This window comes from Pedobacter psychroterrae (assembly GCF_004331695.1).
In the GTDB taxonomy this organism is placed as follows: Bacteria; Bacteroidota; Bacteroidia; order Sphingobacteriales; family Sphingobacteriaceae; genus Pedobacter; species Pedobacter psychroterrae.
Genome location: NZ_SJSL01000001.1, coordinates 196,028 through 212,978, shown reverse-complemented (window position 1 = coordinate 212,978; position 16,951 = coordinate 196,028). Strand labels below are relative to the sequence as shown.

The 16,951-nt window shown below is 40.9% G+C and carries 15 protein-coding genes; 9 read left to right on the top strand and 6 right to left on the bottom strand.

What is annotated here, in order from left to right; translation table 11 throughout:
* Nucleotides 1–26: 26 nt before the first annotated feature.
* The 4 genes from EZ437_RS00920 to EZ437_RS00905 all read left to right on the top strand — a co-directional run bounded on the left by EZ437_RS00920 (nucleotide 27) and on the right by EZ437_RS00905 (nucleotide 3,350).
* Nucleotides 27–464: an RrF2 family transcriptional regulator gene (locus tag EZ437_RS00920; RefSeq protein WP_131592261.1), complete on the top strand. Its 438-nt coding sequence runs from the start codon at nucleotides 27–29 to the stop codon at nucleotides 462–464.
* Between the two features lie 95 nt (nucleotides 465–559).
* Entirely contained in the window at nucleotides 560–2,161 is a 1,602-nt protein-coding gene (locus EZ437_RS00915) for a S8 family peptidase (protein ID WP_131592259.1), read from the top strand.
* A gap of 168 nt (nucleotides 2,162–2,329) precedes the next feature.
* Nucleotides 2,330–2,917, top strand: a complete 588-nt coding sequence (locus EZ437_RS00910; RefSeq protein WP_225869462.1) for a GAF domain-containing protein — start codon at nucleotides 2,330–2,332, stop codon at nucleotides 2,915–2,917.
* Nucleotides 2,918–2,978: 61 nt separating this feature from the next.
* Complete coding sequence (locus tag EZ437_RS00905; RefSeq protein WP_131592257.1) at nucleotides 2,979–3,350, top strand: hypothetical protein; 372 nt, start codon at nucleotides 2,979–2,981, stop codon at nucleotides 3,348–3,350.
* Nucleotide 3,351: 1 nt separating this feature from the next.
* On the opposite strand, the gene EZ437_RS00900 is transcribed toward EZ437_RS00905, so the two are convergent.
* Entirely contained in the window at nucleotides 3,352–4,128 is a 777-nt protein-coding gene (locus tag EZ437_RS00900; RefSeq protein WP_131592255.1) for a T9SS type A sorting domain-containing protein, read from the bottom strand.
* A gap of 125 nt (nucleotides 4,129–4,253) precedes the next feature.
* On the opposite strand from EZ437_RS00900, the gene EZ437_RS00895 reads away from it, so the two are divergent.
* A complete protein-coding gene (locus EZ437_RS00895) occupies nucleotides 4,254–4,433 on the top strand; it encodes a PID-CTERM protein-sorting domain-containing protein (RefSeq protein ID WP_131592252.1) in 180 nt (59 codons plus the stop codon).
* Here the strand turns inward: EZ437_RS00895 and EZ437_RS00890 are convergent.
* From EZ437_RS00890 to EZ437_RS00875, 4 genes are read right to left on the bottom strand one after another with little or no spacing between them, the layout of a single operon-like run.
* On the bottom strand, nucleotides 4,423–5,277 hold the full coding sequence (locus tag EZ437_RS00890) for an N-acetylglucosamine kinase (protein WP_131592250.1): 855 nt from the start codon (nucleotides 5,275–5,277) through the stop codon (nucleotides 4,423–4,425). The genes EZ437_RS00895 and EZ437_RS00890 overlap by 11 nt on opposite strands.
* 18 nt (nucleotides 5,278–5,295) lie before the next feature.
* Nucleotides 5,296–6,636 carry a TolC family protein gene (locus EZ437_RS00885; RefSeq protein WP_225869461.1) on the bottom strand — a complete coding sequence of 447 codons (1,341 nt, stop codon included), beginning with the start codon at nucleotides 6,634–6,636 and terminating at the stop codon, nucleotides 5,296–5,298.
* Nucleotides 6,620–9,736: an efflux RND transporter permease subunit gene (locus EZ437_RS00880; protein WP_131592248.1), complete on the bottom strand. Its 3,117-nt coding sequence runs from the start codon at nucleotides 9,734–9,736 to the stop codon at nucleotides 6,620–6,622. The genes EZ437_RS00885 and EZ437_RS00880 overlap by 17 nt, the downstream gene beginning before the upstream one ends.
* 9 nt (nucleotides 9,737–9,745) lie before the next feature.
* Nucleotides 9,746–10,828 (bottom strand): efflux RND transporter periplasmic adaptor subunit, encoded by a 1,083-nt coding sequence (locus tag EZ437_RS00875; protein WP_131592246.1) that lies wholly within the window; start codon nucleotides 10,826–10,828, stop codon nucleotides 9,746–9,748.
* 207 nt (nucleotides 10,829–11,035) lie between these two features.
* Between EZ437_RS00875 and EZ437_RS00870 the strand changes: the two genes are divergently transcribed.
* Entirely contained in the window at nucleotides 11,036–12,778 is a 1,743-nt protein-coding gene (locus tag EZ437_RS00870) for a M61 family metallopeptidase (protein WP_225869460.1), read from the top strand.
* Nucleotides 12,779–12,896: 118 nt separating this feature from the next.
* On the opposite strand, the gene EZ437_RS00865 is transcribed toward EZ437_RS00870, so the two are convergent.
* Nucleotides 12,897–13,373, bottom strand: coding sequence for a hypothetical protein (locus tag EZ437_RS00865; protein WP_131592242.1), 477 nt, complete (start codon nucleotides 13,371–13,373; stop codon nucleotides 12,897–12,899).
* 131 nt (nucleotides 13,374–13,504) lie between these two features.
* On the opposite strand from EZ437_RS00865, the gene EZ437_RS00860 reads away from it, so the two are divergent.
* From EZ437_RS00860 to EZ437_RS00850, 3 genes are all read left to right on the top strand, one after another.
* A complete protein-coding gene (locus EZ437_RS00860) occupies nucleotides 13,505–14,206 on the top strand; it encodes a 3-keto-disaccharide hydrolase (RefSeq protein WP_131592240.1) in 702 nt (233 codons plus the stop codon).
* A gap of 173 nt (nucleotides 14,207–14,379) precedes the next feature.
* Complete coding sequence (locus EZ437_RS00855; protein ID WP_131592238.1) at nucleotides 14,380–14,988, top strand: GIN domain-containing protein; 609 nt, start codon at nucleotides 14,380–14,382, stop codon at nucleotides 14,986–14,988.
* A gap of 106 nt (nucleotides 14,989–15,094) precedes the next feature.
* Complete coding sequence (locus EZ437_RS00850) at nucleotides 15,095–16,864, top strand: AMP-dependent synthetase/ligase (protein ID WP_131592236.1); 1,770 nt, start codon at nucleotides 15,095–15,097, stop codon at nucleotides 16,862–16,864.
* The last annotated feature ends 87 nt before the right edge of the window (nucleotides 16,865–16,951 follow it).

Below are 16,951 nucleotides of genomic sequence, written 5' to 3'. Positions count from 1 at the left end.
TAAATCTTTTTTATTAGCTTTGTTATATGCTGTCTAAGAAAACGAAATATGCAATCAAGGCGCTGGTTGCTCTTGGTAAGAACTCGGGCAATCCCCCAATGCAAATTGTGAGGTTGGCTGAACAGGAAATGATACCTCGGAAATTTCTTGAACAAATTTTACTGGATATGCGTAACGCCGGGTATCTGTATAGTAAAAAAGGTGCTGGCGGTGGCTATAGTCTAAATAAGGAGCCCAAGGATATCTATCTCGCGGATATTCTTCGAATTACTGATGGGCCAATAGCAATGGTTCCATGTGCCAGTTTAAAATTCTACAGGAAGTGTGATGAGTGCCATGACGAAGTTACCTGCGGTATAAGAAAAACCTTTATTGACGTTAGAAACGCCACCTTAGATGTCCTGGCGCAAACGTCAATAGCTGATGTAATTGCCCGCGAAACCGATGAGACCACAGTTTCCTAGAAATGGCCTGGTTTTAGCACTCAGGTGATTATCACATATTTAATACTAACGCCCTCAACTTTAATTTCATTAACTTTGTTTAAAAATTAACTTTTATGAATAAAATAAACATGAATAAGCTCGGCGCGGCGGTGCTTGGAATTTCCTTATTTGCAATTGTCCCGTTTGTTTCTGTCGCCCAGAAACCTAACTGGCAAAACCTTGATTTAAAAACTGATTCCACTTTCGGTATCAGCACAGAAAAGGCATATAATGAATTGCTTAAGGGGAAGAAATCTACTCCTGTTATAGTTGCTGTTTTGGATGGTGGAGTAGATATTTTACATGAGGATCTTAAAACTGTATTGTGGTTAAATAAGAAGGAAAAGGCAGGTGATGGCAAAGATAATGACAAGAACGGTTATATTGATGATGTGAACGGTTGGAACTTCCTTGGTTCGGCAAAGGGCTCGGTAAATCATGAAACCCTTGAGCTTACCCGTTTGGTGCGTAGAGATAATGCAAGGTTTGCCGGCAAAGACTCTTCTTCCGTTTCAGTAGCAGACTTACCTGCATTTAAAACTTATCAGTTAAATAAAGCGGAACTTGAAAAGGAACTTGCTGAGGCAAAATTTGGTATCCAGCGTTTTGAAGGAATTAAAAATGCAATTGATGGCATTGTAAAAAAGATCGGTAAAGAAAATCCGACCCTTGCTGATTTTGAGCAATTTTCTCCAGGTAACGAGATGGAAACAAATATCAAACGCGGCATGCTTCAGCAATTGAAAGAAGGTACGTTTGAAGAATTCTATAAGGCTCAGATATTGCCTGGTTATAATCATTTTAAGTCACAGATAGACTATAACTTTAATGTTGATTACAATCCAAGGGATATTGTTGGAGATGATCCTGATAATTCCAAAGAGAAATTTTACGGAAATAATGATGTGGCAGGTCCGGACGCAAGCCATGGTTCACATGTCGCCGGAATTATTGGTGCAGACAGGACCAATGAACTGGGTATAAAAGGAGTGGCAGACAATGTAGTGATCATGGGTGTTCGTAGTGTTCCTAATGGAGACGAAAGAGATAAAGATGTTGCCAATGCCATTCGCTATGCTGTTGACAATGGTGCGAAGGTGATCAATATGAGTTTTGGAAAATCATATTCATGGGATAAGGAAGCGGTAGATGCAGCAGTTAAGTATGCAGTTTCAAAAGACGTGTTATTGGTTCATGCTGCAGGAAATGACAATAAGAACCTTGAGGTGGAGCCAAATTATCCTAATCCACAGTATGTGGCAGGCGGTACGGCTTCCTCATGGATCACCGTAGGTGCTTCAGGATGGGCAAATGATGGCACTATCAAAGCCAATTTTTCTAACTATGGCAAAACCAGTGTTGATGTATTCGCTCCGGGAGTGAATATCAACTCTACTATCCCTGGTTCTAAATATGCGAAGTTTAATGGAACGAGCATGGCTTCTCCTGTTGTTGCAGGGTTAGCTGCTCTTATCCGTTCTTATTATCCCAAACTGAAAGCTAATGAGGTAAAAGACATCATTATGAAATCTGTAGTTAAGGTAGACCAGACTGTTACTATTGCTGATGAAGGTGAAACTACGGGAAAGGCCGTGCCATTCTCTGACCTTTGTGTTACAGGAGGAATCGTCAATACTTATAATGCATTGAAATTAGCATCAGAATATAAAAAATAGGCATTAGTAATTGCCGTATTCCAGGAGGGTGTTTGAAAGGTGCGTTATGGCATTTCAACCACCCTCTTTTCATTAGATATCTCCCCGCTCAAAACGAGTAAGAATTTTCCCCTTTCCGTTTCCCGTTTTGCTGCTTATTTTACACTGAATTATGGTTGACCTTCTTGAATGACAGTAGAGGGCTTTTCCAATTACAGGTATGGAAATTGCCTGATGGGCTTGTTACGCAAAACAACGAATATGATCTGTATGGATATGATCCCCCAAAATGAAGAGGACCGTCTGCAAAACCTGAAGAAGTATAAAATCCTTTATACTAAATCTGAGCCAATATTTGATCAATTGGCTGCGATTACCGTCACTATGCTAAATACCCCCATTGCCATGATCAATTTTGTAGACAGACATAAGGTTTGGACCAAGGCTAATCAAATCGGAGAGTCAGGTTTAGAAATTGATCGCCAGTCTTGTTTATGCTCATTAGCGATACTAAATGAAAGCGTAACAGTATTTGAGGATATCACTAAAGAACTGTACCTAAATTCTAATCCTTTGCTTGCTGGCGAATTCGGCTTAAAATTCTATGCTGCTGCTCCTATTGTAACTAAAGAAGGTTTTAATATTGGTAGTGTGTGTATTATGGATAAAATAGCGAGAACATTTAGTGTATCTGAGCAAAAAAAGCTGACATGGGTAGCCTCCATGGTAAGTGTGGAGATGCATAAAAGAATTGACAGCAGGCATAAATTCGCATAAAATTTTCTAAACATTTGCTCTCGTTGGTCAATATTGTATAGCTTTTCATAAATTTTATTTTATGAGGGCAGAAAAGTTTTGCTTAAACTGTAGAGAATTAATAAAAGGTAGATCAGATAAGAAATTTTGTGGTGACCATTGCAGGAGCAATTATAATTATAACCAGACCGGTGCTGATGATTTAAATTTTGTGCGCAATGTTAACCGCACATTAAGAAGAAACAGGAATATTCTAAAGGCACTGAATAAAAAAGGCAGAACCAAAGTGCCAAAGAAGTCTTTAAGCGATAGAGGATTTAATTTTTGCTATCATACAAATATCCTCGAAACAGCTCAGCGCAACAGATACTATTTCTGTTATGAAATGGGGTATCTTACGCTTGATGATCATGAAGTGTTACTGATTAGTAGAGAGCTGATGTCTGCTAAGTAGCTCATTTTTTCAGTGTTTTGAATGTGGAGATCGTTTGATTATTGCTTTTGTCTATAAGCTGTATAAAGTATACTCCAGTAAACAGGTCTTTTACGCTTATTTCCGAGTCGTTTTGCTGTAGGTTTATTAGCTGCCTTGATACAATTACTCCCAGTGAATTTCGGATGATTACTATGGCATGCGCATGCTTGTCACTATATGTTTTTATATAGAGCTTATCTGAAAACGGATTGGGGTATATTATTTCCGTTGCGCTATTTAAATCCTGTTGAGTTTGCTGTTGCTCAAAAAGTAAACTAAACCGTTCGTTACCCTGACTCCCAGGTTCATTTAAATCAATTTGGAAGCTGTAATTTTTTTCCTCTGTATTTATGGATTCACGCTTATTCGCATGCCTGTCTATCAGCGTAATACGGGTTAGTCTGTCGAAAGTCTCTTTTCCTTTTATACGTAGCGTATAATTTCCAGTTGCCCATCCTTTAACATATAGCTTAACTTCTCTGGCCTCTTTCAAAGTAGCTCTTTGATCTATGGATAATTTTAATCCATTTATCAAGCCTGCAATGCTCACATACCCTTCCCCAATATTTAAAGCGTCCAGATCGTTTACTTCATCGGTTCCATTTTTTGTGAAGATCAGTTTGTATTCCTGCTTAAAATCATTTCTGGCAATACTCACAATTAAATGGGCTGTATTTCGTTCGTCAGGAATGGGGCCGGTTGAGGCTGATCCCGTTATCATAGTAAGCAGGAGTAATATAGATACAAGCGATTTCATATAAGTAGTATTATTTTTTACAAATATGCAGGATGAAAATGCTTATAGTCGGTGAATCTTCGGCTATGTCATGATAATTTCAAAAATCTCTTTGTTTTTTCCTGGTAATTAAATACACTTGCTGCATGAAAAGCTACAGAATACTTATCCTCTTGATTTTTTTGTCAGTTATAGCTACCGCACAAAGTAATGACCCGGGCTTACCCGGTGATGATCCGGATGTGCCTATAGATGGGGGAGTAGGCTTTTTAATTGCTGCAGGTATTGTTTTCGGAGTAAAAAAAATCAGGGAAACTAAGCCATAATGCCTTCTTTTTTTAAAATGTAGTTATAGATCCCTTCAATAGGCTTTTGGAGTATTTTTCCAACTTTTATTCCATTGGCAGCACATACTTCTCTTAAGATATCCTGATAATAAAAGGCTATTGAGCCAACGAAATGGCAATCTAGACTTTTATAATTGCTATAATCTTTGATGTTAGTATCCACAAACTCCTGAAATCCCTGGCGTAAAATCTCTTTTATAAAAGGATGATCAGTGTGGGCAGCCATAAAACGGCTGATCGAAGCCAGGTATATATTTGCAGAAGGCTTTTGATAAACATTGGTAATGACACTTTCCTTGTCGATGTGGTAGCTGTCTGCAAATTCATAACTCAGATCAGCAGGCATTTGATGGTATAAGTAAGAAGTGATCAGTTTGCGCCCAAAGAAAGTCCCTGAACCCTCATCGCCCAAAGCATAGCCCAATCCATGAAAACCATTGTGAACTTCTTTGCCATCATAATAAGAGATATTCGATCCCGTACCCAAAATACAGGTCAATCCTTTATTGTCTCCGCATGTGGCATATGCCGAACCTATGAGATCATGTTCTACAGATACGTATGCATTGGTGAAAAAGGAGGAAATGCCATTCGAGATTACTTCAATCTTGTCAGGAGAGGAGCAGCCTGCCCCAAAAAAGTAAATCTCTTTAACTTTATCGGCCAGTTGAGCAATTTCTTTCTTTTTGGAAAAGACCTTAAAGATGTCATGCGCATTTAAGAAATAAGGATTTATCCCCTGCGTACTGAAAGTGATAGTCTCATTTGGGCTATATCCCATCCAATCGGTTTTTGAAGAGCCGCTGTCTGCTACTAGAATCATCCGATAAAAATACTAATCTTATTGGATATTTAAAGTGCCGCTTATTTCTTTTAGGCTGATTTCTGTCAGCTTTGCCTGAAATTGCGCTTCCAGGAATCTGGCAATTGCATCTATTGAATTTCTTTGCGCCTCTCTCAGCTCCAGAGGAGCAATACTGCCCAGTCTGTATTTCTCCAGTGTGATGTCCAGATTCTGCTTAGCAATGTCCACATTGCTCCGTTCCACGCTAAGCAGGCTCATGCTAGTCGTATAATCCTGGTAGGCCGATAGCAACTGGGCACCAATGTCTTGCTTTGTTTTTTCTAAGTTTAACTCCGATGAATTAATCAGGATCTTTGCATTACGTTCATTTTGACGCTGTAAAAAACCATTAAAAATATTCATACTGGCAGTTAGCCCATAGGTAAACCCATTGGCGCGCTGCTGGATATTGAATCCCGTCGGACTGGCACTTTTCTGATATTCATATCCTCCGTTTATACCTATTACCGGATAGCGCTGTCCTTTTATCTGCTTTAGGTCTAGTTCAGCTATTTTTTTATTGATGAATGCATTTTGGAGATTCGGATTTAGTTGCTGCATCTGTGTAGCAAGGGCGGTATAGTCAAGACTGCTGTCAATAGCCACTATCGTATCTGTACTAAAATCGGTGTCTAACGCCCTGGCCATTACCTGGTTCAAGCTTACCTTTGCATTTTTCAGCAGGTTGATTTCCTGGAGGTAGGCGGTAGTATCGGTATTGTAATCAACTGTAGCAGCAAGCACATCCAGCTTAGAGCCTCTGCCAATAGACAATTTATTATTGGCAATCCTCAGGCGCAATTGGGATACATCAAGGGCGCTATCCCTTGCAGCAACAAGCTGCTGCTCTTTCAAAACGGAATAATAGGCATTTACTACATTGCTGATGGTTGTTAGGATCACTCCCCTGGAATTCACCTCGCCCAATTTCTGCAATTCCTTAAGCCTTTCATAATTGGTGAACATCTGCAGTCCGTCAAATATGGTCCATCCCAAAGCAACACCATAACTCATGTTAGTGTTTCTCACGTTATTCAATGTCTGCTCATTTCCGCTGCTTTGTGTCCTCGTGGTATTCTGTATGCCTCCACCTTCGCTAAAGCTTGCATCAACTCTTGGCAGGATACCTGCATTTCCCAGATTCACATTGTTTTTAGCAATTTGTACATCATTGCCTACCAGTTTTATATCGTAGTTATTTTGCAGGGCAATGGTTATTGCCTGCTGCAGGGACAACTTCTCCTGTGCCATGAGATCTGTCGCGTTATAACCCAGTAACACCAATAAAGAAAATAGGATCTTTTTAGACATCATTTTGTGCTTATTTAGCGTTTTCATTTTTTTCACCATCCAATGCCGTTTTTAAAGATTCATTCAAATCTGCGTTTATCTTATGTTCTTTAGACCAGTATGAATAAATGGCTGGAATAACAAATAGGGTAAGCACCAAAGAGAAGGTAGTGCCGCCTACAATAACAATACCCATGCCCATTCTGCTTTTTGCTGCGGCACCTAGCGCCATTGCGATAGGCAATGCGCCAATGGCAATGGCCAGACTGGTCATTAAGATAGGCCTTAGCCTGGATACCGAGGCTTCCCTGATCGCATCATGGATATTTGCCCCTTTTTCCTTTAGCTGATTGGCAAATTCTACAATCAGAATCCCGTTCTTCGTGACCAGTCCAATCAGCATGATCGTACCGATCTGGCTAAATATATTCCAGCTTTGCCCAAACAACCAAAGCGACAAAAATGCACCGGCAACCGCCATAGGAACAGTGATGATGATGATGATGGGATCAATGAAACTTTCAAACTGTGCAGAAAGAATTAAATACACCAATAAAAGCGCAAGTCCGAAAGCAAAAAGTGTATTAGAAGAACTCTCTTTAAAATCCCTTGATTCCCCGCCCAGATCTGTAGAAAAAGATTCATCCAGTATTTTGGCTGAGATCCTGTCCATGGCATCAATGCCTTCGCCAATACTTCTGCCGGGTGCCAAACCAGCCGAAACTGTGGCTGCCGTAAAGCGGTTATTCCTGTACAATTGCGGTGGACTGCTTTCTTCTTTTGCCGTTACCAGGTTATCCAGCTGTATTAGTTCGTTTTTGTCATTCCTTACATATACAGAGCTTAGGTCCAGTGGATCTTTGCGGTCAGCTACTTCAAACTGTCCGATCACCTGATATTGCTTTCCATTCATAAAGAAATAAGAGAAACGTTGCCCGCTTAATCCCAGTTGCAGTGCAGAGCCGATATCTGCTGCAGATACACCAAGATTTTTAGCCTTGTCCCGGTCTATTGTTAGGTTGATTTCGGGTTTATTGAATTTCAGGTTTACATCAGAAGTAGTAAATGTCGGATCTTTGGCCACTTCATCCATAAACAAGGGTACTTTCTCCCTTAGTTTTTCAAAATTTTGCGCCTGGATGATGTAGTTTATTGGCAGTCCGCCCCGCCGGCCCACAGAAATGGTAGGCTGCTGGGTTACAGTAACTTTCCCTTCCGTATATTTTCTGCTAAGGCTGGTCAGCTTTGCAGCAATCTCCGCCTGCGAGCGTGTTCTGTCACCTGGATCTACTAAGCCCATTCTCACAAAACCACTGTTGGTAGAACCTGCCCCTCCAAATCCTGGTGAGGTGATGGTGATATTTACCTTCTTTTCAGGTACAGAATCTGTAATCATGTCCTGTACCTTCATCATGAAGCGGTCAGTATAGGCAAAAGAAGAGCCTTCAGGAGTACTGATGTTCATATTGATTGCACTACGGTCGTCATAAGGTGCCGTTTCTTTAGGGATGATGATCCAAAATAAAGCAATCAATCCAATGCAGACCGCTATTATCGGAAACGCAAGCCATTTTCTGTCTAAAAACTTATTCAGGTTTTCGGCATAGCCTTCATTTAGCTTTACGAAATAGGGTTCAGTAAAATTATAGAACTTAGATTTCTTGCTTCCTGTTTTTTTCATCAGATACGCATTCAGCATCGGTGTCAGGGTAAGCGATACAAATGCTGAGATGAGCACGGCTGCGCCTATCACTATACCGAACTCTCGAAAGAGCCGTCCCACAAAACCCTGCAGAAAGATCACGGGTAAAAATACAGCCGCCAACGTAATAGAAATAGATATTACGGCAAAGAAAATTTCATTTGAGCCCTTTATTGCGGCCTCAAAGGGCGAATAACCTTCTTCCACCTTCTTGAAGATATTTTCCGTCACCACGATCCCATCATCCACCACCAGTCCGGTAGCCAGCACAATGGCCAGTAAGGAGAGTACATTTATCGAAAATCCAAAAATGTACATGATAAAAAAGGTGAATATCAACGATACCGGGATGTCTATCAAAGGCCTGATGGCAATTGCCCAGTCCCTGAAAAACAGGTAAATGATCAGGATCACCAGGATTAAAGAGAGAATAATGGTTTCCGCAACTTCCGTAACAGAAGATTTAATGAATTTAGTAGTATCCAGGGAAATATTCAGTTTGATGTCTTTTGGGATATCTTTTTGTAGCTGCTCAAATCTTTTGTCAAACTCTTTGGAGATGTCCAGGTAGTTGGCGCCCGGCTGTGGGATCAGGCCTACAGCAACCATGGGTTTGCCAGATTCTCTCAATACAGTTTCCTCATTTTCCGAGCCTATTTCTGCAAAGGCTACATCCTTTAGCCGAACTACCGTATTGGAGTCTGATTTAACGATCAGGTCATTGAATTGCACCGCGTCGGTTAGTTTTCCGAGCGTTTTTACAATCAATTCTGTATTTGCTCCCGTGATCTTGCCCGATGGCAGCTCTACATTCTCACGCTCAAGAGCAGTTACTATATCCTGCGAGGTCAGTCCGTAAGCTGCCAGTTTTCCAGGGTCTATGCGAATCCGCATTGCGTATTTTCTTTGTCCCTGAATCTGTATACTGCTCACCCCTGAGATGGTCTGCAAGCGCTCGGCAATTACGTTTTCCGCATAGTCGCTCAGTTCCATTACATTGCGCTTGTCACTCTGAACAGTCATCGTAATTACGGCGTCTGAATTAGCATCAGCCTTACTTACAATCGGATTTCCGTCGATGTCTTTTGGTAAGCTCCTTGCTGCTTGCGATACCTTGTCACGCACATCATTGGCAGCATCGTCAATATTTTTGTTCAGGTTGAACTCAATGGTTATGTTACTGGTTCCCTGGTTGCTGGAGGATGAAATGTTGCGGATACCGTCAATACCGTTTATGGATTTTTCGAGTGGCTCGGTAATCTGCGATTCTATGATATCCGAATTGGCACCCGGATAGGAGGTGCGTACAGAAACTACCGTGGGGTCAATATTAGGAAACTCCCTTATGCCAAGGAAATTATACCCGATCACCCCAAACAACAAGATCATCAGGTTCATTACGATGGCCAGCACCGGCCGTTTTATACTCGTGGTTGAAATACTCATAGGGGAAATTTAATTTTTAACCACTGTTACTTTCACAGGAGAGTCCTGTTTTACGGCCATTGCTCCGGTTGTTAATACAGTGTCGCCAACTTTCAAGCCGGATGTTATCAATATATTATCGGCCGTTCGTGTTCCCGCTTCAACGGGAACCTGTTGTGCCTTGCCATTTCTGGTCACAAAAACAGTTTTCCCTTTTAAAACAGGTATTATGGCCTGATTGGGGATCAATATGGCATCTTTAATAGTACTGAGAGACAATTTAACTTTTGCAAAAGAACCCGGCAACAGCTCGTTGTCCGGATTGGGTACCAAAGCTTTAATCTGCAGCGTTCGTGTCTGTGTATTGATGCCGGGCTCAATAGCAAATACCTTGCCGCTAAAAGTTTTAGAAAAGCCGTCGGTGGTAAAAGTGATATCAGAGTTTAGTTTTATCTGACCGATGTATTTCTCGGGAACAGAGAAACTTATTTTTAGCGGATTGATGCTTGACAGATTTGCAATAGTTGTGGACGGTGTTAAGTATTCACCAACAGAGATAGACCTTAAACCGATTTTACCGCTAAAGGGGGCATAAATAACTGTTTTGGCAAGTTGCGCACGGATCAATTGTGATTGGGATTTTAATGATTGCAGATCGGCCAGAGAAGTATCATATTCTTCCTGACTGATAGCCCCTTTGTCAAGTAATTGCCTTGACCGGTTTTCATTGGTTGCAGAGAGCTTCTCTTTGGTCAGTGCATCCGCCAGCTGCGCCTGGATGTCACGGTCATTTATCTTCACCAAGAGCGTCCCTTTGGTCACGTTAGAGCCCTCTGTGAAATTAATTTTGGTTACCAGTCCTGATACCTCACTGAGCAGTGCAACAGATTCATTGGCTTCTAAAGCACCGGTTAGCTCCAGACCGTTGGTAAAATCAATTGCACTGACCACAACGCCCTCTACCTGCAGGCCTTTGCCAGGCCCGGCACCTTTTCCTACCGCAGCACCGCCCTGGCCGGAATTTTCCAGTTTTTTATTGGCTGAGATCCTGTAATAAATTAAATAAGCAAGTCCTAATACGATCAGTGTGTAGAATATATATCTTAATTTCATGCAGATAATTATCAATGTTAATGTGTAAAATTATTCAAATATAATGCCCCGAGCCCCTTGTATTAAGGATGTTACAGCTTGTACATAATCTTGTTACTTTAGGTGAAATTGGTCATTAGCGCAATTTTATCTAAGTTTGGGGCAATTAAAATATGTATTATGTTGAGAAAATCATTAGCCGGATTATTACTATTACTAACAATAAGCATGACAGTTAAATCACAGATAAAGATAGGATTTGAGATTAGTTTTAAAGAACCTCAAGCACATTATGCTGAAGTAGAAATGAATATTTCCGGATTGGCAAAGGACTATGTGGATGTAAAAATGCCCGTATGGACACCGGGATCTTATCTGGTGCGTGAATTTGCTAAAAACATTGAAGGATTTACTGCGACTGCCGGTGGTAAGTCTATTAAATTTGAAAAGATAAGAAAGAATGCCTGGAGGATTTATCATGCAAAAGCAAAAGACATTAAACTAAATTACCGTGTGTACGCAAATGAAGTCTCCGTACGCACCTCTTTCATAACAGATGAGCACGCTTTCCTGTCAAGTACAGGTATTTTTATGTATCCTGATGGGATGCTTAATCTGCCAAGTACTGTAAAGATCCATCCATTTAATGGATGGAATAAAGTATCTACAGGATTAGAACCAGTAACAAATCAGCCTTTCAGTTATACTGCCCAAAACTTTGATATTTTATTTGACAGTCCAATAGAAGTTGGAAACCAGGATGTGTTTGAGTTTACAGCATCCGGGGTAAAGCACGAGGTGGCGATGTTTGGCGGCGGCAATTATGATAAAGAGAAATTGAAGGTAGATATGGCCAAAATTGTGGAGCAGGGTACCGCCATTTATGGTGAAAATCCGAATAAACACTACACCTTTATTGTACACAATTTTGAGGCTGGTGGTGGTGGTCTTGAGCATTTAAACTCTACCGTATTGGGTGCCACCCGTACTGCTTATACTTCTGAAACTGGTTATAAAAGTTTCCTTAACCTGGTAGCGCATGAATATTACCACCTATGGAATGTAAAGCGGTTGCGCCCCGCAGCTTTAGGGCCCTTTGATTACGACAATGAAAACTATACAACCAGTCTTTGGGTAGCTGAGGGTTTTACCTCTTATTATGAAAACAAGCTGATGTTCAGGGCTGGATTTTTTACTTTGGAAGAAACGGCTCAAACGCTTGCAACAGCAATAGCAGGAGTAGTAAACACACCAGGTTCCAGGGTACAATCGGCCGCAGAAGCTAGTTACGATGCCTGGATCAAAGCATACAGGCCAAATGAGAATTCAAACAATTCAACCATTTCGTATTACAGCAAAGGTGAAGTGATGGGTTTGCTGATGGACCTTGAAATTACCCATGCCACAAAAGGGGCCAAAAATCTGGATGATGTGATGAAGGCCATGTATACAGAATATTATAAAAAGCAGGGAAGAGGATATACCGATGCGAAATTTAAGGCTATGGTTGAAAAGATCAGCGGAATCAGTTTTAATCCTTTCTGGGAAAAGTACGTGAACGGAACCGGGCCTATCGACTATGCAAAGTATTTTGGATATGCAGGTATCCTGGTTAAAGATGAAAATGCTGGTATGAAAGTTCCCTATCTGGGCGTAGCATCCAAAAAAATTGAAGGTGGTATCATTGTCTCTGCAGTATCCCGTAATTCTGCCGCATGGGAGGGGGGATTAAATGTGAACGATGAAGTGATCAGTGTAGATGGTATCCCTGTTGAGGCTGCAATAGAACGTATGCCAACCATTACAGGTAAAAATATTGGAGATGAAGTAACTATTATGATCAGAAGAGATGGAATAGTTAAGGACATTAAAATCAAGTTAAAAGCCGCAACGAGCGTAAAGTTAGTAACGCAACTTGACGAAAAAGCAAGTGCTTCGCAGCTGAAAGTAAGAACGGCTTGGCTGAAGTAAGATAGATGGCTAGCGGAGGTAGTATAATCTTAAACCGATCGTCATCCTGAATTTGTTTCAGGATGACGATCGGTTTTTTATCACTCCGGCTTCCCGGAAATGGAATTGTTATTCTTTTTTAAAAAGTGAAACGTACACCTAAGCCAACATCACCACCATAAAAACCCGTATTAGGAGTTAACTGCAATGCAGGAACCCAATCAATTGATAAGTTGATAGGTGCGTCCTTAAATTTATAGTCTAATCCCAATACACCATTTGCTGACAAATAAACATCACTTGCCACCCCTTTTACTTTGTAAGAACCGATGGTAGCACCTGCACCATAGTACCAGTTAAGGCCCGCAGCTCCGCCTATCGGGTTATATACTTCATATAAACCTGTCAGGTTAAAATAAGAAACACCACTGTTACTCCTGAAATTACCAATTAATTCCAGCATCGCTTTATTATTTAGTCCAGTTTTAAAACTTACACCATTAGCAGATCCAAAGCGGCCACCAATAGCATTTTTGTAGTCTTGTGCCTGAGCATCAGTTAGGTTAGCGATAAAGAGCGCGCCAATTGCAATAAAAGTAAAAAGTAATTTTTTCATACGTTATAATTTAAATTTTTAAGATAAAACTATAGAAGCAAGTATTGTGCCGAAAGAACCGGGTAATATTTGTAAATTCATCTATAAATTAAAAGAATGGAATTGTCAGGTTTAAAAACGATTGAATTGATATGAAAAGGAGCATTTGTGTTTTAATAGTATGGATGAGTCTTGCGCTGGTATTAAAGGCTCAGTCTGTTAATAAGTTAACCCGTTCGGAAAAGAAAGATGGCTGGATGCTTTTGTTTGACGGTTTGAGTACTGATGGCTGGTCTGCTACGAGCGGACAACCGGTGCCTGCAGGTTGGAAAGTTGAAAATGGAATCCTTACTACGGTGGCGGGAGGTAAAGGTGGTGATATAATTACCTTAATGGATTATGCTGATTTTGATCTAAAACTGGACTATATGATCGATACTGCATGCAACAGCGGGGTCAAGTATCTCTTTGCAAAATATGAGAGCGGGGGTAATCTTGGTATGGAGTACCAGATCCTGGACGACAAGCTTGCAGAGGACAATAAAGAAGCCGATCATCTCGCCGGATCGCTGTATGACGTGTTGCCGCCTGTAAAGCTCAGGAAGAAAGTAAATCCACCTGGAAAATGGAATTCAATTCGGATTGTTTCTAAAGGCGATCATATTGAGCATTGGCTGAATGGCTTTAAGATCCTTGAATATACCCGGGGCAGCAAGAAATTTACAGCTTCAGTAGCACAAAGTAAATTCAGTAAGGCAGTGCCTGGTTTTGGTTCGGTCAAAAAAGGGCGTATCCTGCTCCAAGAGCATGGAGGTGTAGTGTCGTTTAGAAATATCAGGATCAAAGCAATGTAGTTTTATGTCTTTGTGTCCGTTTGTTATTACATCGTGTTCGTCGAAAATTTTCGGGTGTTTGTCGTGAGTTAGCTTATGCTGGTATAATACAGCATAATGGCGTGCAACGTTTTTATCTCAGTTGCGTCTTAATTACAAAACAACAAGAAAATTAAAACGAAAACAACACCATTATGAAAACTTTGACTAAAACATTATTCGCCACTTTATTAACTGCTATCGTATTAACCGGTACAGCATTGACCAGTTCAGCGGCCCATAACTATAAAAACTTTGATACCCCGATCAGCGGGATCAACAAGATCTGGGTGAGCGGAAATGTAAAGATCGTACTCACTCAAAGTGATGTAGAGGCTGTATCAGTAGATGATCAGTTCAATTCAGAGAACACCAGCATACAGAGCAAAGGCCAGACCTTGTATATCAATTCTTCAGAGTCGCACCAGGTGACCATCAATATATCGGTAAAAGATCTTCAGCGGATTGAGGCTGCGGGTGGTTCATCAGTAGTGACAACCGGGAATTTTGATGTAAAATATCTTCAGATATTTTTAAACCAATGTGCTACTGCAAAAGTAAAAACTACCACCGGCAGTCTTTACACAGTGATTACAGATGATGCGGTATTGAAAATGAGCGGTACTGCAGACGAGCATATCCTGGTAGCTGATAATATGAACAATGCTAAGTTGAGGAACTTTGTAAGCCAGAGAACAGAAAGCACACTTTCGGGAGCATTGGCGATGAAAGCTGAGCGTTTGAGTGCAGAACTTGTAAAATAACAACACACAACATATATAATGCAAAAGGCGGCAGATGTAAATCTGCCGCCTTTTTATTCACGCAGATATTTGTTAGATTTGGTTAAATCCATTTATAAGTTTGCGTATGGCCACCATGATCACAAGAGTATTTGATTTACTTCAATACAATCTGGAAAATTTTCCTAAAGAAGAATTTGTAAGTGGCAAGGTGCATGGTGAATGGAATAAATATAGCACCAGGGCATTTTGTGAGAAGGTGGATGCAATGAGCAGGGGCTTAATCGGTATTAACGTAGGCAAAGCGTCCCGGGTAGCGGTGATGTCTGCCAACAGACCTGAATGGAACATTGCGGATTTTGCAATTATGCAGATAGGCGCGTATCAGATCCCTCTTTACCCAACCCTGGCTGAACATGACATCAAGTTTATTTTAGAAAATGCTGAGGTTACTGTTGTTTTTGTAGCCGACGAATTATTGTATGCCAAAATCACTGCGGTTACTAAATCAATAGAAAGGCCGATAATGATCTATACTTTTGAAAAAGTGGCCGGGGCCAGCCATTGGGGAGAACTCATAGCCGACGGAATAACTCAAGCTCAGGTAAATCTGGATGAATACCGGAATAAAGTAACGCCGGAAGATATATTAACCCTTATTTATACATCTGGCACCACAGGGACCCCAAAGGGGGTAATGCTGACGCATGACAACCTGGTGAAAAACTTCGAAAATTCGGCAGTGCTTTTGCCTGATGGAATAAGTGCTGGGCTGAGTTTCCTGCCGCTTTCCCATATTTTTGAGCGGATGGTAGTCTATCTGTATATGTATTGCAATACTGCGGTTTACTATGCGGAAAGTATGGATACCATAGTGGCCGATATCCAGTTTATAAAACCAAATGTTTTCTCTACTGTACCAAGACTGCTGGAAAAGGTGTATGAGAAGATCATGGAAAAAGGTAAAGCGCTGACAGGGATCAAAAGAGGGATATTTTTCTGGTCTGTAGCGCTAGCTGAAAAGTATGAAATAGAAAACGGCTGGTTTTATAATTTGCAGTTAAGCATAGCCCGCAAGCTGGTATTTAAAAAATGGAAGGAGGCCCTGGGTGGAAATGTGGTGGTCATTGTTTCAGGCGGGGCCGCATTGAACCAGCGGTTGGCAAGAATATTTTGGGCAGCAGGTATGCCTGTGTTTGAAGGTTATGGGTTGACAGAAACCTCCCCTGTAATCACAGTAAACCATTTTGGAAATACTATGTTTGGTACAGTGGGCCCAGTAATAGAGGGTGTAGAAGTAAAAATAGCAGAAGACGGGGAAGTATTGGCGCGCGGCCATGCCATCATGAAGGGTTATTATCTGCGGGATGACCTGACAGCCGAAACTATAGATCATGATGGCTGGTTTCATACTGGTGATATCGGTGAGATTGTTAATGGTAGGTTCCTGAAGATTACTGACAGAAAGAAGGAGATATTTAAAACAGCAGGAGGTAAATATGTATCTCCGCAGATGCTGGAGAATAAATTTAAGGAAACGCCATTGGTAGAGCAGGTAATGGTGATAGGTGAGAACCGTAAATTCCCGGCCGCACTGATTGTCCCTAATTTCGTCGCGTTGAAGGCATGGGCCGATAAAAAGGGAATTGTTTATACTACTAATGAAGAGATGTGTGGAAATCCGCAGGTGCTTGATAAGTTTCAACGTATTGTGACAGATACTTGTAAGGATTTTGGTAAATGGGAACAGGTGAAGCGGTTTGCACTCCTGCCTAAGCAGTGGAGCATAGACGGCGGAGAGCTTACACCTAAACTGAGCCTGAAAAGAAAAATCATTCTTGAAAAAAATGGGGATATTGTAGAGAAGATCTATAAGGATGCTGAAAGCTATAATTAATAAGTCTAAAATAGTTTTCAGTTTAAAATCAGCGATTGATATGGTTTAAGGGCTTTTTTTTGCGCTCAAAATTTTATATAATATGTT